The sequence below is a fragment of the Cystobacter fuscus genome (assembly GCF_002305875.1).
GTDB lineage: Bacteria > Myxococcota > Myxococcia > Myxococcales > Myxococcaceae > Cystobacter > Cystobacter fuscus_A.
This window is the reverse complement of record NZ_CP022098.1, coordinates 10,837,074-10,859,943: the sequence shown is the minus strand read 5'-3', so window position 1 is coordinate 10,859,943 and position 22,870 is coordinate 10,837,074. Positions and strand designations below refer to the sequence as shown.

Annotated in this window: 13 protein-coding genes; 11 read left to right on the top strand and 2 right to left on the bottom strand. The window is 68.8% G+C overall.

Features of this window, described 5'->3' with window-relative positions; all coding sequences use genetic code 11:
- The first annotated feature begins 33 nt into the window (after nt 1-33).
- From CYFUS_RS44030 to CYFUS_RS43985, 10 genes are all read left to right on the top strand, one after another.
- On the top strand, nt 34-1,023 hold the full coding sequence (locus CYFUS_RS44030; RefSeq protein WP_232537155.1) for a hypothetical protein: 990 nt from the start codon (nt 34-36) through the stop codon (nt 1,021-1,023).
- Between the two features lie 209 nt (nt 1,024-1,232).
- A complete protein-coding gene (locus CYFUS_RS44025) occupies nt 1,233-1,670 on the top strand; it encodes a hypothetical protein (RefSeq protein WP_198316348.1) in 438 nt (145 codons plus the stop codon).
- Between the two features lie 181 nt (nt 1,671-1,851).
- Nucleotides 1,852-3,762, top strand: coding sequence for a sensor histidine kinase (locus tag CYFUS_RS44020; RefSeq protein ID WP_095992583.1), 1,911 nt, complete (start codon nt 1,852-1,854; stop codon nt 3,760-3,762).
- On the top strand, nt 3,759-4,373 hold the full coding sequence (locus tag CYFUS_RS44015; RefSeq protein WP_095990667.1) for a response regulator transcription factor: 615 nt from the start codon (nt 3,759-3,761) through the stop codon (nt 4,371-4,373). The genes CYFUS_RS44020 and CYFUS_RS44015 overlap by 4 nt, the downstream gene beginning before the upstream one ends.
- Nucleotides 4,374-4,595: 222 nt before the next feature.
- On the top strand, nt 4,596-5,909 hold the full coding sequence (locus CYFUS_RS44010) for a transposase (protein ID WP_095987584.1): 1,314 nt from the start codon (nt 4,596-4,598) through the stop codon (nt 5,907-5,909).
- Between the two features lie 178 nt (nt 5,910-6,087).
- Nucleotides 6,088-7,515 carry an Ig-like domain-containing protein gene (locus CYFUS_RS44005; protein ID WP_095990666.1) on the top strand — a complete coding sequence of 476 codons (1,428 nt, stop codon included), beginning with the start codon at nt 6,088-6,090 and terminating at the stop codon, nt 7,513-7,515.
- Nucleotides 7,516-7,803: 288 nt separating this feature from the next.
- The gene (locus CYFUS_RS44000; protein WP_198316347.1) at nt 7,804-9,276 is read left to right on the top strand and encodes a kelch repeat-containing protein; all 1,473 of its coding nucleotides are present in this window, start codon (nt 7,804-7,806) and stop codon (nt 9,274-9,276) included.
- Nucleotides 9,277-9,404: 128 nt separating this feature from the next.
- The gene (locus tag CYFUS_RS43995) at nt 9,405-10,277 is read left to right on the top strand and encodes a hypothetical protein (protein ID WP_095990664.1); all 873 of its coding nucleotides are present in this window, start codon (nt 9,405-9,407) and stop codon (nt 10,275-10,277) included.
- Between the two features lie 118 nt (nt 10,278-10,395).
- Complete coding sequence (locus CYFUS_RS43990) at nt 10,396-18,846, top strand: RHS repeat-associated core domain-containing protein (RefSeq protein WP_095990663.1); 8,451 nt, start codon at nt 10,396-10,398, stop codon at nt 18,844-18,846.
- Between the two features lie 215 nt (nt 18,847-19,061).
- Nucleotides 19,062-19,493 (top strand): nuclear transport factor 2 family protein, encoded by a 432-nt coding sequence (locus CYFUS_RS43985; protein WP_095990662.1) that lies wholly within the window; start codon nt 19,062-19,064, stop codon nt 19,491-19,493.
- A gap of 50 nt (nt 19,494-19,543) precedes the next feature.
- On the opposite strand, the gene CYFUS_RS43980 is transcribed toward CYFUS_RS43985, so the two are convergent.
- A complete protein-coding gene (locus CYFUS_RS43980) occupies nt 19,544-20,467 on the bottom strand; it encodes an SDR family oxidoreductase (protein ID WP_095990661.1) in 924 nt (307 codons plus the stop codon).
- A gap of 123 nt (nt 20,468-20,590) precedes the next feature.
- On the opposite strand from CYFUS_RS43980, the gene CYFUS_RS43975 reads away from it, so the two are divergent.
- The gene (locus CYFUS_RS43975; RefSeq protein ID WP_095990660.1) at nt 20,591-21,313 is read left to right on the top strand and encodes a TetR/AcrR family transcriptional regulator; all 723 of its coding nucleotides are present in this window, start codon (nt 20,591-20,593) and stop codon (nt 21,311-21,313) included.
- Between the two features lie 175 nt (nt 21,314-21,488).
- Here CYFUS_RS43975 and CYFUS_RS43970 read toward each other — a convergent pair whose 3' ends face one another.
- Nucleotides 21,489-22,868, bottom strand: a complete 1,380-nt coding sequence (locus tag CYFUS_RS43970) for a sensor histidine kinase (RefSeq protein ID WP_095990659.1) — start codon at nt 22,866-22,868, stop codon at nt 21,489-21,491.
- Nucleotides 22,869-22,870: the final 2 nt, after the last annotated feature.

The window sequence follows — 22,870 nt, the reverse complement described above, 5'->3', positions numbered from 1 at the left end:
GCCCGGAGCATCTCTTGGTCATCTGGGGGCACCATGCGAAGCCATTGGTTCGAAATTGTCCATCGCCGGGGGGGCCGACGTCCGGGTCGCGCTCACTCCCTCTTCCTCCTGGGGGCTGCGCTGCAGATCTCCTCCCTGAGTGGCTGTGGGAGCGTGGAGGCGCGGCCACCGGAGCAGGTCCTCGCCGCCAGGAAGCAGGCGGTAGAGGAGCTCAACGGGCTGGGAACCAATGGCCTGGGAACCAACGGGCTGGGAACCAATGGCCTGGGAACCAACGGGCTGGGAACCAACGGGCTGGCCTCCGCCGAGTTCTCCACCTGGTTCCAGACGGACCCGGAGCTCAACGCCCAGGTGATGAAGTACTTCGTCTTCTGCGCGGTCCCCGCGGGGGCGACGCGCACCTATGCCGACTCCGCCTCGGGCACCACCTACTCCTGGAGGGGTGGACTGGGGCTGGCGCCGGACTGGTCCGAAGGGATGCCGGCAAACGTGGCCGAGCAGCAGCTCGTCTCCGCCTGCCTGGCGGCGCACGTGAACATGTATGGGGCCCACGTCCCCATCTCCCTGCTGGGGCGCGACGCGAGGGGAGAGGTCATTCCCTTCACCAACGAGGAGCTGAAGGACTTTCAAGAGAAGGAGGCCTGCTTCTTCGGCAACCTCTTCAATGGCGAGGGGGTCTTCGCCAGCAGTGACAGGGGTCGGCTCCACAAGCACAACAGCTCCTCACGCTTCTGCGCGCTGACGGACGACTCGGATTCCAAGGACGACGAGCAGGAGGACGACGCGCGCTGCGCTCCCATGCGCCGCATCCGCCGCCTCAAGTGCAACAACCTCTGCGAGAAGGACCCGAAGGGGGCGTTCTACTCGACCTGCACCTTCAATGGCGTCACCTACCGGGCCATCACCACGCGGATGCGCCACGACGAGGTCTTCAAGTGCGGTGACGGCATCTGCCAATACACGGAGCAGTGCGGCACGAGAGATACCCCCGACAACTGCAAGGATTGCGGTCCCTGCCAGTAGCCCCCGAGGAACGGCTGCGCCTCGCGCGGGCATCGCGCCAGCGAGCGGTGATTGCCCGCTCGCTACACGATGGGGGACAACGAGCCCTGGAGGATCCAGCCCTGACGCCAGCCCTTGGACTGGCCCCGACCGCAGCACCCTCGACACCCCGGGGGCGGGTCCGGCACGCTGACCAGGGAGGAGGTGCCATGCCGGGGCAGGACGAAGTCATGAACAGAATCGCCGAGGCCATCGAGAGGAGCCAGCGAGGTGACCGCGAGAGGGCGCGCCAACTGTTCACGAGAATCTGGGAGGAACTCTCCCCCGAGGGTGAACCGTTCCACCGCTGCCTGCTCGCGCACTACATGGCCGATGTGCAGGACGATCCGCGCGAGGAGCTGGCCTGGGACCTGAGGGCGCTCGAGGCCGCGGCGTTGTCGACGGATGAGCGGGCGCGGGAACTCCACGCCTCGCTCTCCGTGCGCGCGTTCCAGCCATCACTGCACCTCAACCTCGCCGAGGACTACCGCAAGCTGGGTGACCTCGCTCGGGCGCGGGAGCACGTGGAGCGGGAGAAGGGCTCAGCGGATGCCTTGGGTGAGGACGGTTATGGCCGGATGATCCGTGCCGGAATCGAGCGGCTCTCGCGGCAATTGTCCCCGGAGTGACCCGGCCGCACGTCACTTCACCGCCAGGCATGATTTCGCGGGCGAGCTGGCCAGGAATGACGCAGGTGCACGGCCGGGGTCCGGGGTTACGTGCCCACACGGGGAACCGCTCCTCGCCGTCCAGCGTTAGAGTCTCCTGGTACCCCTCATGCGGTTCAAAGTGTCGTTCAATGTGTCCACCATGTCCTGGCGCATGGTCTTTGTCTTCTGCCTCCTCTGGCTGCTGCCCCCCCAGGCGGTGGCCCAGGAGGCGCGTCCGGCTGGAAAGTCCGTGCTCCTGCTCATTCCCGAGGATACGGCGCTGCCCGCCATGGCGACGCTCGTCGCCAGTCTCCGCTCCTCCTTGTGGGAGGCCCAGGACGGCCCGATCACTCTGGATGTCGAGAGCCTGGATCTGGGTTGGGCCCGCGGGCCTGCCTACACACACGCCCTGCACACCTGGTATCTGGCCAAGTACCGGGAGCGTCGGCCGGATGCCCTCATCGCCTTCCGCTCCGACGCCATCCAGTTGGCCCTGCAACTGCGCCGGGAGCTGTGGCCGGATATCCCGATGATCGTCCTCTCCGAGGACGAGCGGCTCTGGGAGCAGCAGCCTCGCCCGGAGCGGGTGGCGGGCCTCTGGCTGCATTATGACATGCGGGCCACCGCGGAGCTGGCCCTGCGGCTGCTGCCTGGTACACGGAGGCTGGCGCTCATCAACGGCTCCAGCCCCTGGGAGCGCGCTCGGCAGGAGCAGCTGGTGCGAGAGCTGCAACCGCTGCTGGCGCAGCGGGGGCTGGAGTTCATCGACCTGAGCAACCTGCCGCTGGCCGAGCTGCTCGAGCGCGCGAGGACCCTGCCGGACGACACCACTGTCCTCACCTTCACCTTCATGACCGATCCCAGCGGGAGACCCTTCGTGGGGCGCGAGATCGCACGCATGTTGCTCTCCGCCAGCAACCGGCCCTGCTTCGCCCTCCACGACACCGTCCTGGGTCTGGGGTTCGTCGGCGGAGCGCTCGTCAGCTACGAGGCCGTGGGCCAACAGCTGGGCCTGCTCACCTCCCGCGTGTTGCGCGGAGAGCAGGAGGAATTCCTCGCGCCCCTGAAGCCGGCACCCGTGGACACGCTGACGGTCGATGCCCGCGCGCTGCGGCGCTGGGGCATTCCCCGCGATCGGGTGCCTCCCGGGGTGCGGCTCGCCTTCGACGAGCCCACGCTCTGGGAGCGCTACCGCTGGTGGGTCCTGGGGGCTCTGACGATCAGCGGCCTGCAGGCGCTGGTGGCCGGGGGGCTCGTGGTGGAGCGCCGCCGCCGCATGCGTGCCCAGGCCGAGCTCCTCGAGCGCCAACGCCTGGAGAAGCTCGCGGAGATGGAGGCGCGTCGAACCCTGGAGCAACTGGCCCACGTGAGCCGGGTGGCCGCCCTGGGCGAGCTGGCCGCCTCACTGGCTCATGAGCTCAACCAGCCCCTGGCCGCCATCCTCAGCAACGCCCAGGCCGCGCGCCGCCTGCTCAATGCCACGCCCGCGCAACTGGACGAGGTGCGCGAGGCCCTCGGGGACATCATCTCCGACGACAAGCGCGCGGGCGAAGTCATTCACCGCATGCGCGCGCTGCTCAAGCGGGGGGAGCCCCGGCAGGAACTCCACTCACTCAATGACCTGGTGCGCGAGGTGGCGCGCCTGCTGGCCAACGACATGCACCTGCGCGGCGCGACCCTGCAGCTGGCGCTGGCCCCGTCGCTGCCCGCCGTCCAGGGGGACGGAATCCAGCTCCAACAGGTGGTGCTCAACCTGCTCATCAACGCCATGGATGCCATGGCCGATGTCCCCGCGGGCCAGCGCCAGCTGCGGGTCCGCACCGCCTCGCCAGGCCCGGGGCGGGTGGAGCTGAGCGTGCAGGACTCGGGAGGGGGCATCGAGCCGTCGCGGCTGGCCCTCGTCTTCGAGCCCTTCTACTCCACCAAGGAGAATGGGCTGGGCATGGGGCTGTCCATCAGCCGCTCCATCGTCGAGGCGCACGGCGGCCGCCTGCAAGCCGAGAGCCATTCGGGGCAGGGGGCTCTGCTACGGTTCGTGCTTCCCGCGGCGCACACGGAGTCCTCGCCATGACACAAGCCCCCGCCACCATCTTCCTCGTGGACGACGATGAGTCCGTGCTGAGGGGGCTGGGGCGGCTGCTGCGGGCCGCCGGCCATGCCACGAAGCCCTTCGCCTCGCCCTCCGAGTTCCTCGCGCAGCTGTCCGGGGACACGCCGGGCTGCGCCGTGCTGGACCTGCGGATGCCGGGGCTGAACGGGCTGGAGCTGCAGCAGGCCATGGAGTCCAAGGGCTGCCACCTGCCTGTCATCTTCATCTCCGGCCACGGGGATGTGCCGGCCAGCGTCAGGGCCATGAAGGCCGGCGCCGTGGACTTCCTCCTGAAGCCCTTTGATGAGCAACAACTGCTGGGAGCCATCTCCCAGGCCTTGCTCAAGGACGCGGCGGCCCGCGCCGGCCGCGCCGAGACAGCCGCGCTGCATGCCCGTCATGCCGTCCTCACCCCCCGCGAGCGCGAGGTCTGCGCGCTGGTGGCCCAGGGGCTGACCAACAGGGAGGTCGCCCAGCGGCTGGGCACCACCGAGAAGACCATCAAGGTGCACCGCGCCCGCGTCATCCAGAAGCTGGACGTGGACTCGGTGGCGGAGCTGGTGCGGTTCGTGGATCGGCTGGGCCAGGGCTGAGCCCGCGCGGTGTAAGTTCGAGTTTCGCACTTTTGATGCGCTGAGAGAGGAAGAGAAGAAGGGGCTGAAGAGTGGGCTGCTCCTCATGCGAGCTGGCGGCAGGAGGGCGAGCAGGAGGGGCGAGAGGCGCCGCAGGACGTTAGAAGTCATCCACTGCAAGCTGATGGCGGAGGTGGGGAGCGTCGAGTCGAGCTGGCTGTCCCCTCTCGCCAAGGGGACACCATGTTCTTGCCGGATTCCTTCCTCCAATTGCTCCTGGCGCTGGGCGCCACCATGAACGCGCCCACGCGGGCCTCGTGGGTGACGGTGGTCAAAGGCTGGCTGTTCGCTGGACGCCGCACTCTGACGGGGGTCCTGGTGGCCGCTGGAGCCGTGGGCGACAAGCACCACTCGGCCTATTACCGGGTTTTCGCCACCGCCCGCTGGAGCCTGGATGCATTGGGCCTGGCGCTCTTCGCCCTGGCCAGGCCCTTGCTTGAACCGGGCGCAGTGCCCCTCACTCTGGACGATACCCTGGCGCGCAAGCGGGGCGTGAAGATGTTTGGCACGGGCATGCACCATGACCCGTTGGCCAGCAGTCGCCAGTGCGCTGTCCTCAGCTGGGGGCACTCGTGGGTCGTGCTGGCCGTGCGCGTGCAACTGCCTTGTGTTCCAGGCCGCTATTTCAGCCTGCCGCTCCTCTTCCGCCTTTATCTCAATCGCAAATCCGCAGCGCGCTGGCGCCTGACTTATCGCACGCGGCCCCAGCTGGCTGTCGAAATGCTCAAGTGCTTGAGCAAGGGAGTGCCCGAGCGACGCTTTCACGTGTATGCCGACTCGGCCTACGGCGGACAGAGTGTTCTGGCCCATCTCCCTGACCGGTTTGACCTCACCAGCCGAATGCCATTGGATGCCCGGTTGCACGCCCCTGTCCCCGCGCGCCGGACGACGACTCGGGGTCGGCCTCGCCGGCGTGGGCCTCGCTTGCCCAACCCGGAACAAATGTTGGAAAAGCAGAAGGCGCGGCACCTGACGCTGCGACTGTATGGACGTCAAGACAAGGTGCGTGTCGTCGAGGGGCTGGTGTATTGGTACAGCGTTCCCAACCGTCTGCTCAAGGTCGTCGTCGTCGAGCCCCTGACGGGAAATCGACCCGTGCAAGCTTTCTACTCCACCGTCTCCACACAGACGGCGGAGGAGGTGTTGCAGGGGTACGCCGGACGATGGTCCATTGAGGAAGCCTTCCAAGGAAGCAAGAGCCACCTGGGTTTCGAGGAGCCGCAGGGTTGGAGCCGCTTGGCGGTGCGGAGAACCGCTCCTATGGCCATGCTGCTCTACAGCCTGACCGTGCTGTGGTTCGCCAGAGAAGGGCACACCCACTACGAGCCTCCCTTCCGCCCCTGGTACCGCCACAAGGTGCGCCCTTCCTTCGCCGACATGCTCACCACCTTGCGCTACGCCTGTTTGCGCTCGGCATTTTCTGCGACCCCGCGCGATGAGCAGGGTCAACAAAAACCGCTCCTCCTCCTCCCGGGCTCCTCCCAAGCGGCGGCTTGAGCCTCGCCAGAAAGTGCGAAACTCGAAGTAAGCACAAGGTCCAATATCCACTTCCCGACATTCTAAGTAGAGAGCGGGGCGCACGCTCGCTGTCTCCAGCGGAGCCTCGTGTGCGTCACGGGGTGCCTGGCGACTGCTCGAACCCGGGCGGCGCCGCCATCTTTGGGGAGGAGAGTTCATGTCCTATTTGCTTTCGAGGTGGCTCGCAGCGCCAGCCACCGCATTGCGCGCCGGACTGGTGTTTGGACTGGCTGCCAGCATCCTCGCCGCTTGTAACCCACCGCCGGTGGCCCAAGACGGCACTCTCGAGACGGCGGAAGACACGCCCCTCGAGGTGCACCTGCCGGCCAGCGGCAACGGGGCACTCACTTTCAGCATCGTCGACGCGCCGGACCACGGCACGCTGGGTGAGATCAGCGCCAATGGCTTCGTCACCTACACCCCCGGCGCCGACTACAATGGCGAAGATGCCTTCACCTTCCGCGCCACCAACCGCGAGGGCCAAAGCGCCCAGGCCACGGTGACCCTCACCATCACGCCAGTGAACGACACGCCCACCCTCTCCTCGGTGGCCAACCAGGGCATCACCGCTGGCAGCTCGACCGGCGACCTGGCCTTCACCGTGGGTGACGTGGAGACCGCCGCCGACAGCCTCACGGTCACCGCCACTTCCTCCAATACCGACCTGGTGCCCAACGACCCCAGCCATCTCGTCCTCGGCGGCTCCGGCTCCAGCCGCACCCTCAACGTCGTCTCCGCCGCCGGCACCAGCGGCTCCACCACCATCACCCTCTCGGTGAGTGACGGCTCCGCCACCACCTCCACCACCTTCGTGGTCGACGTCACCGCTCTTGCGAGCCTCTACTGGGTGACTGCCGCCGGCTCGCTGTGGAGGGTTGACGTGAACGGCACGAATGCCATTGAGCTCCGGACCGGCATCGGCGGGGCAGCTCTCGTCGCCACCGACCCGGTAACCCGTACCATCTTCTACTCCCGCGGCAGCGCAATCGCTCGAGTGGACAGTGATGGGGCGAACCCGGTCGATATCGTGGCCAACGGAGGCTCCCCCTCCGGGCTGGCAGTCGATTCGACGAACCGCAAGCTGTACTGGTCCGATTTCAACGGGAAACGGGTCATGCGCGCCGAGCTGGACGGCAGCAATCCAACGCAGGTCGTCGGCGGCATCGATAGCCCGTCCGCCCTCGCGTTCGATGTCCCGAGCGGCAAGGTGTATGTCATTACCTACAACAACACCAGGCTCGTACGATTCAATCTCGATGGTACCAACCTGGAGACCATCGGCTCGGGCCTGGGCGGCCAGGGCGTGGGCCTGGCGGTCGACTCGAGCGGCGGGAAGGTGTACTACTCGACCCGCGGCAACAGTATCTATGTCGCCAACCTGGACGGCTCCAACGCCACCACCCTGGTGACCAACCAGAACACAGTGCACGGGATTGCCATCGATGTCACGGCCGGGCGGCTGTATTGGGCGGATTGGCTGGGTGAAGTGCTCCGGAGCGCCAATCTGGCCGACGGCAGCGATATCCAGGACGTGAGCTCGGGCAGCGGCAGGAACTTGAGTCTGGCCTGGATGCCCGCGCCGTAGCCAGGAAGCCTGGGAAGGATTGAAGGCCTGTCGAGAGGGGGCGGACTGGGCTGGTGCGGCTTCTGAGTAGAGGTAGCCGCGCTGACATGATCCGGCACCTCCTCTGACTGCTGGCCGTCTGGGCCTTTCCCCACCATGAACCCGGAGCCACTTCGCATGAAAAACCTACCGCTCTCCCTTCTCGCCTTCTGCTTGACGCTTGCAGTCAATGGCTGCCGCTGCTCTCCATCTCCATCAGACGATTTCTCGATCAGTGTCGTCCTCGCGGAGACCCGCATCTCCGCGGGGATGAAGACCACCGCGAAGGCCCAGCGGGTCTATGACGATGGCCGCGTCGTCGACCTCGACGCCTCCACTTCACAGCAATGGACATCGTCCGATCCTCAAGTGGCCTCCGTCGAACCGCAACCGGACGGCACCGTCAAAGTGACGGCTCTCAAGCCCGGTAGTGCCATCATCACGGTCAACGCGGATGAAGCCTCGGGCGAGGCAACCCTCGAGATCACCCCTCCGCCGCCCGTGCTCACCTCCATCACGCTGACCCCCGCGACGGCTTCGGTGATCCAGGGCTCGACACAGCAGTTCACCGCTCAAGGCAGCTACAGCGACGGCACCACGGCCGACGTGACGAGCAGCGCGACGTGGACGACGAGCAACACCGACATTGCCACCGTGAGCAGCACGGGCCTGGGCACCGGCGTGGCCGGGGGTGGGCCCGTCACCCTCACCGCCACCCTGGGGGACGCGAGCGGCACGGCTCAACTCAGCGTCACCGGGTGGACGTCCGCGGGGTCCATGTCCACGAGCCGCGACAACCACACCGCCACGCGGCTCGACTCGGGCCGGGTGCTCATCGCTGGGGGGCGCACTGGGACGACCCCCCTGAGCAGTGCGGAGTTGTACGATCCAGCGACCAACTCCTGGTCTCCAGCCCGTGCCATGTCCAAGGGCCGCTTCGCTCACGCCGCCCTCTTGCTCCCCGCTGGTTACGTGCTCGTCACTGGGGGCGTCGGCGCCCTTACCAGCGTGGAGATGTATGATGCGGAGAACAACGCTTGGTATGAGGTCAGCTCCATGAGTGGAGGCCGCTCCGGTCACACCATGACGCTGCTTCCCTCGGGCCAGGTGCTCGTCACCGGCGGCACCGATGGCACCAACGCTTCAGCCACCGCGGAGGTGTTCGAGCCGCTCGCCAACCTCTGGGTCAAGTCCAGCACCATGAGCACCGCCCGCTTCCACCACACGGCCACATTGCTCCCCTCGGGCAAGGTCCTCGTCTCGGGAGGGACCAATGCCTCCGGGAGCTTGAGCAGCGCCGAGGTGTACGACCCGGCCACCAATTCGTGGGCTCCAGCTGCCACCATGGTGACGCGCCATGACCTTCACGCGGCCACGCTGCTTCCCTCTGGCAAGGTGCTCATCTCAGGGGGGCAATCGCTTACTGATCCCTCTTCCTCTGAGCTGTATGATCCAGGCACCAACAGCTGGTCCGCGGCTGGCGCCATGGTCGAAGGCCGCTCCCGCCACACCGCCACGCTGCTCGCTTCGGGCCAGGTTCTCGTCGCGGGGGGCGACGGCAGCAGCTATGACAACACCGCGGAGTTGTACGACCCAGCCACCTCTTCCTGGTCCGTAACCCCCTCCATGGCCGCGTCCCGCGGAGCTCACACCGCGACGCTGCTGACCTCAGGCAGGGTTCTCGTCGTGGGTGGCGAAGATGGCACCCGCTCACTTGCCACGGCGGAGATGTACGCGCCCTGAGCGCAAAGCCTCTCTGAAGGCCGCATCGAACCCGCGGGCGAGTGATTCATCGCCTGCCCTTCAGAAGCCGGATCGAAAAATCGTCACTCACCCTTCACAACGCCGCCCCGGCGGCCTGGAGCCAAGCCATGCCCATCGCTGTTCGCCACGCCCACACCCAACCCTCCAAGTCCGTGACGTTCGATTTCAGCGGGCACAAAGTGCTCAGCTATACGGTCGGCCTCGCGTACTGGAGGTTGAGCTTCAACAACGACAACCACGTCCGCACCCTCAGGATGTCCCTCACCGCCAACCAGCCGAGCGCAACGCAGGTCATCGTCAAGGTCAACGGGGAGATCCGGGACGACAGCGGGAACAACATCCACGTGGCTGACAGCTCGGCGGAAGTCTGCTGCATCGCGATCGTCGACAACGCGGACGGCGACGTCGTGCTCGCCTCCGAGAACGGCATCTCCGCCGGCACGCAGAGCGGCGCCATCACGCTCCCGAGCTCGACGCTCTCGATCGACGCCGCCTTCCTCTCCGGGTTTGAGCTCAGTTACGGCAACGATAACCACGTGCTGTCGGTCGAGCTTACGACGGGCGTGTCCACGAACGGCACCACGGCCTACATCAAGGCCGACGCGTCGATGACCGACTCCTCGGGCAACAGGGCCTCGACGGCGAAGCTCGACGCCGGCCTCCTCGCCGCCAACATCAACACGGACGCGGTGTACGCGGTCGCCAAGCCCGACCTGCAGAAGGCGACCGGCGGCACCGTCTCGGTGGAGTTCGGGAAGGCGCTCTCCGATGCGGTGGTGCTCCTCCAGGACTACCAGGTGCGCTTCGGCGACAGGGACCATCACGTCAGGTCGATTGGTGGCGGCTGCGAGAAGTGGGAGGTCAAGGGGACTACCGTCCAGCTGACCGACCCGAAGGCCTTCATCTGGGATGACAGCGGGAAGACCGCGGCGAGCGGCAGCTCGGTGTCGCTCCTGGTCGTCGGCGTCCCGAAGGACTAGCCGGCCTCCTGGTTCCCGCTGGCCGGACCCGACCGGTGCCCCGCTACGCCGCGGGGCACCCTCTTCCCGTCCCGTGCCATCCGCGCGGGCCCCACCCCATTCGCGCTCGAGGCCCACCATGTCGTCGTCCAACCCCCCGTCGCAAAGCCAGCCCCCCGCCATCCGCACGTTCCAGATGGACGACAGCTCCGTCGGAAACCTGTCGAGCTCCGTCAACCTGTTCCGCGGGGACGTGAACCTCACCCAGAGCCTGTTCACCCTCCCGGGGCGTTCCCAGGACAACGGTCTCGACGTGACGTTGTCACTCCAGTACCAATCCAACGTGTTCCGCGAGGCGACGACGTGGAACCGCGAGGCGCCAACGGGGGTGGTCGGCCTCGGCTGGAGCCTTCCCCTCACGTGGATCGAGGCGGTGTCCTCGGGCTCGCCAGTGCCGGGCACGCGGCAGTACGCGCTCTACGAGAACGGAGTGCCCAACACGCTGGTTCGCCAGCCGTGGGCACCCCGCCTCTTCTCCTCCGACGCGGCCCTCGCGGGCGGCCTGGCCGACGGGAAGCCCGTCCCCGCCGCGCTCGTCGAGGAGTTCCACGCGCACGGGCTCCTCCTGTCGGCGGACGCCATCGCGCGGGGCGGCCATGGTACCTGGGAGCTCGTCGACGACACCCACGAGCTGCTCTACACGCTCGAGGTGGGAGAGCGGCTGCTGGCGAAGGACGGCGGCGAGGCGTACCAGCTCCAGAACTACCAGTTCTGGAAGATCCAGTACTACCCCCGCTACGAGCGTTGGGTGGTCACGAATGACTCGGCGGTGCGGCGATCGTTCGGCGGCGGTGTCACGCGGGATGCGGCCGGCGCGCGCAGCGTGAACGAGACGGTGGTGTGGTCGGTGTGGTGGAAGGGAAGCAACGGAGAGCCGATCTGGAGCGGCGCCTCGATGAGGACCGAGGGGCAGGTCCAGGTGGCGCGCGCCTGGTACCTCGGCCGCGTCACGGACCGATTCGGGAGCTCCGTCACCTATGCCTACAACGGCTTCGAGCGGACCGACGGTCTGATCCGCGGCTGTGAGCAGCGTGTGGGCGCCGGCGGACTGCCGTACACCAAGGCCGTGTACCTGACCCGCATCACCGACGTGTTCGGCCGCACCGTCACGCTCGACTACGGCGACAAGCTGTGGAGCGCCGGGGAGACGGCCCCGCGCGAGTACGCGGACCCGCACCGCGCCGTCCCCAGCGACGCCCCCGGTGCATGGCAGGATCGCTACGAGACGCGCTTCCTCGACGAGATCACCCTCCGGGCGGCCGACGGCTCCACGCTCTTCACCTTCCGCTTCAGCTACGATCCGCGGCCGGACGCATCCGGCCGGGAGCGCGAGGTGGCCAACGTCACCGAGGCCACGGGCCCCCTCCGGGGAGACACGTTCAAGCGCTTCCTCACCGGCATCACCCAGTTCGACCAGGACGGCGTGGCGAGCCCCGGCCTCGTGCTCGGCTACTACCTCGACGCCGCGGCGGAGGGCGGCCAGCCCGGGGCCCTCGCGACCCTCACCTCTCCGGAGGGCGGCACCGCCACCTATGGCTATACCCGCCAGGAGCTCACGCGGTGCGAACGGCGCGCGGAGGTGAAGCGGCCGGACGCCGTCGGCAGCGGCTCACCGCGCGTCTACTATGGCCCGGACTACGCGGTCGTCACGTACTACAACCAGGCGAATGGCCGGCTCTCACTCCAGGTCTGGACCTGGGGGGGCTCGTGGCTCACATGGCAGCTCGACCCGGACGACGCCCTCCTCGACACGCTCGGCCTCGATCTCAACAGCCTTGAGGCCGTCGCCAACCAGGACTTCTTCGCGCTCACCTTCACGCGCACCACCCCGTCGGAGCGCGCCGTCTACGTCTTCGACCGTGACGTGGCGCGGCCCGGCCAGTGGCGCAGCGCCACCATCGACGGGGTCACCACCGCGAAGAACGTCCCCACCCTCACGTTGCCGACGACCGGCGTCGCCACGACCTTCGTGGGCGGCACCACCTGGCTCGCCGTGGCCCGGATGAGCAGCAAGACCCTGTCCGGCAGTTACGAGCTGCTCACCTGGCGATGGACCACGCGGACGTGGACGCGCGAGACGATCACGACCCCCCGCTACACATGGATCGCGGGCGCGGGGGAGTACCTCGCCACGTTGGATCTCGACGGCAAGCTGGCACTCCGCTGGCTGGACAGTCTGCTCGTATGGAAGTCCGGGCCCCCGACCACGCTCCCCAATCTTTCGACGGTGAACCTGAACAGTGTCGCCCTCGTGCCGGGCGCCTCGCTCGTGACGGTGTCCAACCTGACCTCGAGCAATGCGCAGCAGAACACCTACCGCGTCTGGGTGGCACAGTGGACGGCGGCCTACGCGCTCGAGGTCCACGAGCTCGGCAAGTTCACCGACAACTTCGGGCAGCGCAACCAGCCCACCCCGTGGATTCCGCAGGTGATCGACGACACGCTCGTCGCCATCAACGGCAACCTCGCGCGCTTCGATGGCGCGGCGTGGGCGGTGAGCACGGCGCTCAACCCGGGCATGCCCGACGCGGATCGCGCCCAGCGCTACGCGTTCGGGCCCGACTACGCCCTCCAGGTCATCGCTCCCACCAGTGGCGTCGGCAAGGCCGTCGGGCGGGTGATGGCCTATGACCCGACGACGGGTTGGAGGCCGACCCCGGCCGCGTTGGGCCAATCACTGCCGGCCCAGGATAATCAAACGAAGAACTGGCCCACGAGCGGCGGTGCCGACTGGGCGGTCGTCGGCCCGTACGTGTACTTCCGTGGCATCGCGTCGGACTGGGGGGCCGTCGTGACCGCGCCGGCGTCCGCCAACCTGGAGGCCGTCGTGAGCGCGGAGGGCCACGACTTCGACTCCGAGTCGCTCGTGGACGAGGGGCCGACCTTCCTGGCGTTCACCGCCAAGAAAGGGAGCTCGTCGCAGCGGGTCGAGGCGGTCGTGCTGCGAAACGGGCAGGTGGGCAAGCCCGAGCCGTTCCTCGAGGAGAAGATGGTCAGAGGGACTGCCCCGGGCACCTCGCCCAAGGGGCCGCAGCTTTTCGCCACCTATCCCCAGGACGCCGTCGGCTTCGACGCGGCGACGACGGTGTACCTCCACCAGTACGCCGGGGACGCCTTCGCCGGTCCCATCGCGCACTACGCGGTCACCGGCCTCGACGTGACCGACGGCTATCAGGACGAGATCCCGACGCGCTACGTCTTCGACACGGGCACCGCGGGCTGCGACCCCCTGGGCAACATCGTGAAGTACTTCTCCGCCCGCACCTGCTCGGGAACAGCGGATGCGGCGAACCCCGTGAACGGGTGGGTGGACAGCACCTACCTCAACGGCATGGCGGATCAGACCGGCGCCAACTATTACGACATGCTCGACGGCCTCCTGCTGCGCACGGAGACGCGCGACCGCGACGGCGTACTGCTCGAGAGCACCGGGGCCACCTGGGTCGTCTACCAACAGGTCGCCTCCGACGTCCTCGAGCCCGAGACCGTCGTGCTCCGCGGCGGTTGGGTGGTGCAGACGGTGGACACGCAGGTCATCAACGGTGTCACCAACACGAAGACCACCGTGTACGTACCGGACGGCTCGCCCGGCTCCGCGACTGGCCAGCCGGTGACCGTCTCGCTCCGGCAGTACGGGGGCGGGGGCCAGGCGCAGACGTTCGTGCGAACCACGCTCCAGGGCGTCGCGGTCGATGCCGGCCTGGCCGCGATCCACGCGCTCACCGACCCCGCGCAGGAGACCCACACGGTCACGACCGACACGGGCACGGTCCCCGTGCAGGTCATGGCGACGACCTATGCCGGCTGGCCGAGCGCCGAGGGTGTGCTCGTCGCAGTGGCCGAGGCGAGCTTCGGCCTCCTCGACGCGGCGGACGTGGCGTTCCCGTTCGCCGCCTACGTACCGGGAGACAACCCGGCCGGCTGGGCCCTCGCGGCGCGCACCACGGAGCGCACGGCCTATGGCCAGGAGCAGGAGAGCGTGGACGGCCTCGGCGTGCCGACCGCCACGATCTACAGCACCCACTGCGAGTTCGCCGTGGCACGCTCGTCCAACGTGCCATTCGGCGGGCTCGCCTTCCTCGGCTTCCAGCCCTACGAGGACACCTCCCGCTGGACGCTCTCCGGCGTGGAGTATGACGCGGACGACGCGCGCACGGGCATCCGCGCGGCCCGGCTGCCCGGCGGCGCCAACGCCTCCCTCTCCGTGACGGTGGCGCCCGAGGCGCCCGAGGGCACGTACCTCGTCGGAGTGTGGGTGCGGACACCGGCCGGCTTCTCCGCCGACGCCACCACCGGCATCTCCGCGACCGTCACCGTCGACGGCGTGGCCGCCACGCCGATCTTCGTGCCGCTGCCCGCCACGGACGGCGCGTGGCGCTACGTCACCGTGCCCGTTCCGCTCGGCGGCCCCCAGGTACTCGGGGGCGCCGTTCCCGCGCCCGATCGGCGCTCCGCGGCCCGCCGCGCCCGCCTCGCCGCCCGTCCTCGCCGGCCGAGGACGCGCGTGACCAGCAGTGCCCCACTCGCGCCCCGCTCCGCCGCCACGGAGGCGTCGGTGGCGCTCGCCTTGTCGATCACGAACACCACCGCCAGCCCGGTGACCATCGACAGCGTGCTGGTGGGCCCCCTGGCCAACAGCCTCGTGAGCCGTACCTTCGACGAGCCGAGCCAGCAGGTCACGTCCACCCAGGACGCGAGCGGCCGCACCACGCGCACGTACTATGACCGCTCCTTCCAGCCGACCGTCTCGGTGGGTGCCTCCGGGGAGATCAAGGAGCTCTCCCAGAGCTTCTTGTCGCGCCGGGGCAACGACGGCGTCTTCTCGCCCATGAGCCCCAACGCCGAGGTCACCCTGCACCCCGCCATCGGCGGTGTGCTCGAGACCTTCCGTGACGGCGACTGCTGGCGCGAGCGCTGGGACGCGTCCGCCGGGTGGGCGGCCGGGGACGGCGCCCTCGTGCACACGGGAGCCACCGCGGGGTCGGTCACCTGGCGAGGCACCGCGGAGGGAACCCGCGCGGTCTACTTCGAGCTCCAGGCGCGCGACGTGGTCGCATCCGTGTCCGTGGGCAACGTGACGGTCCGCTGGGATGGCGGCTGGACCGCGTCCCAGGCGGGCGGGGCCTGGACGGCGTTGGCCACGCCCCCCCTCGAGCAGCACTGGCTCCTCGTCGTCGGCGATGGCGTCGTGCTCTTCTTCGCCGGAGGCCAGCTCCTCTACAGTCAGGCGGTCCGTCCTGTCGGGGACACCGTGTCCATCACGCTCGCCGGGGAGGGCGCCATCCGTAATCTCTCCGTCGTCGAGGGCGTCCGCGTCGGCGTGTCCTACAACGACGCCACCGGCCGACAGCGTCAGGTGCAGCAGCTCCAGGGCGCCGACAGCCTCGTGGTCGGCCTCGTCTACGACGCGCTCGACCGCCAGCTCGTGACGACGAAGGGCGCCCCCGGCTCGTTCGGCTCCGGCCAGCACCAGCCCGTCTTCCAATACCGGCCCGGCTTCGTGGACGTGGAGGACTTCCTCGCGAATCTCTCCACCACCTGGGAACTGAAGGGCGACGTCGCCGACTACTACCGGGGGCAGACCGAGGACGGCATCATTCGCTCGGACGACCAGGGCTACCCCTACCAGGGCACGCGCTACGAGGCCTCGCCCCGGCAGCAGTCCATCGAGCAGGGCAGCCCTGGCAAGCCCTATGCGATCGACCTCTCGGTGCCCGAGGAGCAGCGCCAGACCACGCGGCTGCGTTTCGGCGCGAACGCGGCGGGGAGCCTCCCGGCCGGCCAGTACTTCCAGGACACGCTCACGAGCCCGGTCCAGACGCGGTCCGTGCGCCTGACCGACCAGCTCACGCAGACCGTGACGAGCACCTACGTGTCGAGCGTGGGGGAGGAGGTCTCGCGCACTTCGGGCAACCGGACCTACACGGCGGGCGCGTCCGGGCCCGCGGCCACGCTCCAGACCGCGCTCCCCAACGCGCTGGTGGGCGGGCCGCAGCAGGACCCGAGCGCCTACGCACAGCGGATGACCACGGACGCCCTCCAGCGCACCGAGTCCCTTGCCGATCCCGACGCGGGGGAGACGCGGTTCGTGTCGGACGTGGCCGGGCGGCTGCGCTTCGTGCAGCCCGCGATGGATGCGGGCGAGCAGTGGTTCGTCTACTACAAGTACGACGCGCTCGGGCGCATGGTGGAGGAGGGCACCGTCTCGGCGGCGTGGGAGCCCGCGGCGCTGCGGCTGCGCGCGAACCAGCCCGACTGGCCGACCGAGGGATCCACGGTCGCGGTCACGATGCGCTACGACGGCGACGGGGACGAGCCCACCCTCATCGGCAGGAAATGGATCTCGGTGGCGAACAATCCCGGGGACGACGGGGACGTCACGGTCACCGAGGTGTTCGGCTACGACGACGACGGGCACCTCTCCTCGGTGCGCATGACACTCGACGGGCCCACGGCCGCCGACGGCACGGTCGCCTACACGTACGACAACCTCTCGGAGGTGGTCCGCGTCGATTTCCCCGAGGGAGCCCCGCTCGCGGCGGTCCACTACGCCCATGACGAGCTCGGGCACCTCGTGTCCGTCGGCACCGCCGCTGGCCTCGCCGACCTCGCGGCCTACGGCTGGAGCGCGGACGGCGCGGTGCAGCGGGAGGTGCTGGGGCAGGGCGCGTGGACCCGGCGCGTCGACTACACCTCGCCCGGCCAGGTGGCCGCGATGACGACCACGTCGGCGGCCGGCGACCAGTCCTTCGCGCTCGCCTACGCCTATGACGCGGATGGCGTCGTGCGCACCCGCGGCGTGCGGTGGCGCTTCGCCGGCGAGGACACCAGCCAGGATGAGGTCTTCGGCTACGACGCTCAGCGGCGGCTGCTCACCGCGGCCGGCGCCACGACGATGACCATCCGCTCCTACGATCCCAGCGGCAACATCTGGGAGGCCGAGGAGAGCGGCACCGTGGTGGCCACCCCGTGCGTCGGCGGCTCGGACCGTGTCGCGTCGCTCACCGTCGGGTCGGGGCCGGCCCAGCCGCTCACCTGGAGCGCGCGCGGCCAGCTCCTGGCGGGTGCCGGCCGCACGTTCGGATACGACCGTGCCACCAGCATGACGACGCGCATCGAGGCCGGCGGCGCGCTCCGGCTCGCCTACGGCGGGAGCCAGCAGCGCGTGCTCAAGCGCCGCCGCGACGGCGCCGACAGCGTCTACTTCTTCGGCGCGGGCCTGGTCCCCGTGGCTCGGCGGGATGGTGAGTCCTGGACGGTGCTCGTCCAGGGGCCGTCTGGGCTCCTCGCCCTGGTGGGCGCGGCCACGCGCTTCGTGCTCCCGGATCCGGACCAGTCCGTGTGGGCGGTCGTGGAGGGCGCCACGCTCGTGGCCCGCTACGCGTACGCCCCTTTCGGCGGCCTCACGCTCGCCGAGGGGGACCTGGCGGCCACGCCCTACTTCTTCCAGGGGCAGGAGTGGGACGCCGAGGTCGGGCTCTACAACTTCCGCGCCCGCATGTACGACCCGGTCCTGCGCCGCTTCGTGACGCCGGATCCGCAGCGGCAGTTCGCGAGCCCCTACATCTTCGCCGCGAACAATCCGCTCGGCATCACCGACCCCACCGGTGAGCTCTCGGTCGGGGCGCAGATCGGCATCGGTTTGGCCATGGTGGCGATCACGGCCATTGGCATCGGGCTTTCGCTTTTCACCGGCGGCGCATCGAGCGCGGCGACGCGCGTGGCGAAGGGCGCGGTGAAGGGCACGGTGAAAGGCGCGACGAAGGGCGCGGCGGCCGCGGCGGAGGGCGCGGCGGCCGGAGCGGAGGGCGCGGCGGCTGGAGCGGAGGGCGCGGCGGCCGGAGCGGCGGCGACGGGCTCGCAGGCGGCGGCCAAGGTGGCCGCGGGTGCCTCGGTGGCCGAGGGCGCGGCGAGCTCGACCTCGTCCATCTCCACGAAACTCACCCAGTTCGGTCTCAATGTCGCGGGGAGCACGCTCAAGAGCGCCGGGATGTCCGGACTGAAATACGACGTGCAGCACGGCCGCGACTTCACGGCCAAGGGCTTCTTCGAGGCCATGGGGATTGGCGCCGCCGCGGGCTTCGCGACAGGGGTCGTGAGCGGCCTCGGGGGGCTCGCGACGGGCGGGCTCTCCGGCAAGAAGGGGGCCAGCGGCATCGCCGCGCGCATCGGCGCCAAGGCCGTCGTGGGCGGAGTGTCGGGCGCGGTGTCGAGCGACGTGACGACGATCCTCACCAATGTCCAGCAGCACCAGCCCTGGTACCAGGGGCTTGCCAAGAGCACGGTCACCGGCTTCGCCAAGAGCGCTGGCACTGGCGCGGCCAGCGGCGCCTGGAGCGAGCGCGTGAACATCGCCAAGGCCGCGGGCGTGTCCGACCAGACGATGTCACGCGTGAGCAACATCGTCGACAAGGTCAAGTCGGCCGCAATCTCCAACGGCGCGTACAAGATCTACGGCACGGCCTCGTTCTTCGCGATGCCCGGGTACGTCGTGTGGGGCGCGGCCGACAGCTGGGGGCGGCACGACTGACGCGCGGCCAGCTCGCCCGTCTGCCGCTGGCGGCTTCAGGAGAAAAGGAAAACCCCGGCTCGCCTGATGGCGGCCGGGGCCTTTGCACCTACCAGCCCCACGGCGTTGCTTTTGAAGCGAATTCAAAAGAGCTTTGAAAGCAAGCCAGCTCAAGACTGAATCGGTCACGTGTTAATCCTGACGCGTCATCAGAACCCACTTCACGGAGAAACCCGATGACCACGTCCTTCAATACCGCTCTCTTCAGCATCCTCGCCACGTTGACCTTTGGCGTTCCGGCACGGGCCGCCACCCCGAGCACCCAGGATGTCTGGCAGCACCACATCAAGGCCTGGGAGGCCAATGACGTAGCCGCCATCACGTCGGATTACACCGACAGCTCCGTCCTGATTCTCAACAATCAGGTCATCCGCGGCAAGGCAGGTATCGCCCGGGCCTTCAGCCAGTTGTTCCAGATTTTCAGCACCGGCCAGAACAATCTGGATCAACCGATCATCAATGGCCGCGTCATCTACCTTACCTGGCGCTACACGCCGAAGAATGAAAACACGTTCTTCGGCAGCGACACCTTCGTGGTCGAAAACGGCAAGATCCAATTCCAGACCATCGCCTCCGAACTGTACTTCAGTCATCCCGTCAAGCCTTGATCGGCGCGCAAAGGCCCTCATGCCGGGACATCCCTCCTGGCGAGCCAGCGTCAGGTGCGCATCCCACTCCCCGCGTCCAAGCCCGGGCGAGAGCTAGCCCGCCAGGCCGTTAGGCCCATCTTCTCGGCGATCACCTCGCGCATGCTCGTCGGTTCACGTCCGAGCAACTGCCGCAGCGTGGGATCGACGGCCGCGAACTCGCCGTTGCGGCTCGCGCGGTAGAGACCGAGCGAGATGGCGACCGCGGGCGCGGGCATGCCGGACGCCGCGAGCTTCGCTCGCATCTCGTCCTCAGACACGGTGGTTCGACGAATCGGACGTCCGAGGAGGCTCGACGCGACGTCGCACAGCTCTCCGAAGTCGAGCGCCTGCGCTGCCGTGAGCGGCGGCATGGGCCCGTCGTACCGACCCTCGTTCGTCAGAATCACCGCTGCCGCCTCCGCCAGGTCGGAGTGCGTGGTCCAGGATACCTTTCCATCCGCGGGCGCTTCGAAGACTCCCGTCTGCAGGCCCTGCCCCAGCAGGAACATCGCGCTCGCGGCGTAGAAACCGTTGCGAAGCGCGGTCCACGCCAGACCGGACTCGCCAAGCATCTGCTCCGTCGCCGCATGGTCGAGCATCGGGGGAAACGCCGACGAACGGCTCGCGGCCATGTGGCTCGTGTAGACGATGCGCCGCGCGCCGGCGGACCGTGCGGCGTCGATGGCGGCGCGATGTTGGGCGAGGGGATCGCCCCCATGCGCACTCGCATTCGACGAGACGAGCAGGACCTGGGACGCGCCCTCGAAGGAGTGCGCGAGGCTCTTCGGATCCGTGAAGTCGCCTCTGCGCACTCGGACGCCGCGTGCCGCCAGATCCTGGGCCTTCCGCACGTCTCGGACACTGACGGCGACTCGGTCCACCGGGACGCGGGTGACGAGTTTCTCCACGATGAGACGGCCGAGCTGGCCTGTCGCTCCGGTCACGACGATCATTGAACGCTCCTCGATGTAACGATGGAATCAATATTTCGTTACCATTGATAACATAGCGACGGGTAACGGCGTTATCAAGTCGCTGTTAGCGTCGTTCCGGCAGGCGCGTGCTATGTCAGCCCCATGGAGGATCGCGAGAAGTTCGCCGCCGAAGACACCGAGAGCCCCGATGCGCGCGCGCGCATCATCGCGGCCGCCGCTGAGCTCATCTCCTCTGGAGGTCCGGATGCCGCGACCACGCGTGCCGTGGCCGCCGCCTCCGGTGTGCAGGCGCCGACCATCTACCGGCTCTTCGGCGACAAGCGTGGCCTCCTCGCGGCCGTCATCGAGCACGTAATGAAGAGCTACGTGGCGAAGAAGTCCGTGCGCACGCCGCACCCCGACCCGCTTCAGGACTTTCGCGATGGCTGGGACACGCACGTCGCGTTCGGCCTCAGCCATCCAGGGCTGTTCGCGATCATGAGCAGCGATCCGCATCTGGCGTGGCAGTCTCCTGCCGTCAGCGACGGGGACGATGTGCTGCGGCGGCGCATCCGGAACATCGCGCGCGCGGGTCGGCTGCGGGTCAGTGAAGAGCGGGCTCTCGGCCTCGTGTCGGCGATGGGCACCGGGGCCGTGCTCACGCTCCTTCGCCAGCCCGAAGGGCAGCGTGACCTCGGACTCGCCGATGCTGCGCGCGAGGCGGTCGTGAACGCGATCTCGAGCGAGGCGGCTACACCGGCGAACGCGGATGTCCGCTCAGTGGCCGCGGCGCTGCGTGCCTCGCTTGACCGGATCACTGTTCTCACGAAAGGCGAAAGCGCGCTGTTGAGCGAACTGCTCGATCGCATCGCGGACGCCGAGTGACGGCGAGGGCTGGTGCGACGCACTGGCGAGCGGAGCGCACGGCTCGCGGCCCATCCCTCTCGGGCACTCACGAGGGCTCAACGCCCAGAGGCTCGCACTCTCCAAAACAGAGCGGTGCGAGGATCGTCGAGCCCTACGACAAGCCAGGCCTGACGGCTCTTGGCGTCAAGAAGATTCATGCGGAGGGGCCTTCCGCGGGAAGCTCGAGCACCACCTCCGCGCCCGGCCCCGTCGCCTCCGCCACCCAGGCCCGGCCACCGTGGCGTTTCGCGACCTCCTGCACCACCGCCAGCCCCAGGCCCGTCCCCGAGCCATTGGGTTCCACGCGATGGAATGGCAGGAAGACCGACTCCCGGTGCTCCACCGGGATGCCAGGGCCCCGATCCCGGACCGACAGCCGCCACCGGGTCCCCTCGTGCTCCAACCGCACGGACAGCTCCGTCCCCTTCGGGGCGTACCGCAAGGCATTCGCCAGCAGATTGTCCACCGCCTGCCTCACCGAGGCCGCATGGAAGGTGCAGGGAGCCGGCTCGGGGCCTTCGACCACCACCCAGACGCCCCGTGCCTCCGCCTCCGCGCGCGCCGCGGCGGCCGCGTCCTCCACCACCTCGCGCAGGTCCCCGGCCCTCACCTCCCAGCCGCCACGCCCGAACGAGGCCAGGTCCAACAGGTTGCCCGCCAGCGCGCTCAGCCGCTCCACCTCCCGCCGCGTCTCCTCCAGCGCCTCGCGCAACGAGGCGGCATCCCGCTCCTTCCACAGCGCCAGATCCAGGCTCGTGCGCATCAGCGCCAGCGGCGTGCGCAGCTCGTGCGCCGCCCGGGCGATGAGCTGCTCCTGGGCCTCGCGCGCCTCGGCGAGCCGCGCCGAGGCCTCGTGCAGCGCACCCTCTACCTCGGACACCTCGTCTCGGCGCTTGCCGCTCCCCGGGGACTCGGGCAGTGCGCCCTCTCGCAGCCGGCCGATGAGCACTCGCAACCGATTCAACCGCCCGGCCAGCCACCGTGCCTGCCATGTCTGGAGCGAGAACAGCACCAGGCCCAGCAACACCGCCACCGCCAGCGTCACCGCGTGGAAGGCCCGCACCGCCGACTCCTGCTGCGCCAGCGACGCCGACAACCGCAGCAGGTACACCCCGCCCGTTGGTGCCTGCACCCCCAGGGTGAGTTGCCGCAGCCGCGCTCCATCCTCGCCTCGTACCGTCTCGAAGCGCGGCGGCGCTTGGGGCGGTTGTCGCGCGGGCGCCGGCCCGTGGAGCCCCTCGAGCGTGGAGGGATAGGACACCAGGCGCTGGCCCTCGGGATCGAACAGCTCGGCCATCGGCGCGAAGGGGCGCACCTCCTCCTCCAGCGGCGAGCTCAGCAGGTGCAGGTGCGGCTGGCCTCCGGGCCCGTCGAAGAGACTCACCGACTCCACCGCCGCCTGCGACAGCAGCGCCCGATCCACCTGACGCGCCAGCCATGTCTCGAAGAAGGACTCCGCGAGCAGCATCGCCAGCAGGAGGCCCACGATGGGCACCAGCGCGCCCAGCAACCACAGCCGCGTCGCCAGCCTCACCC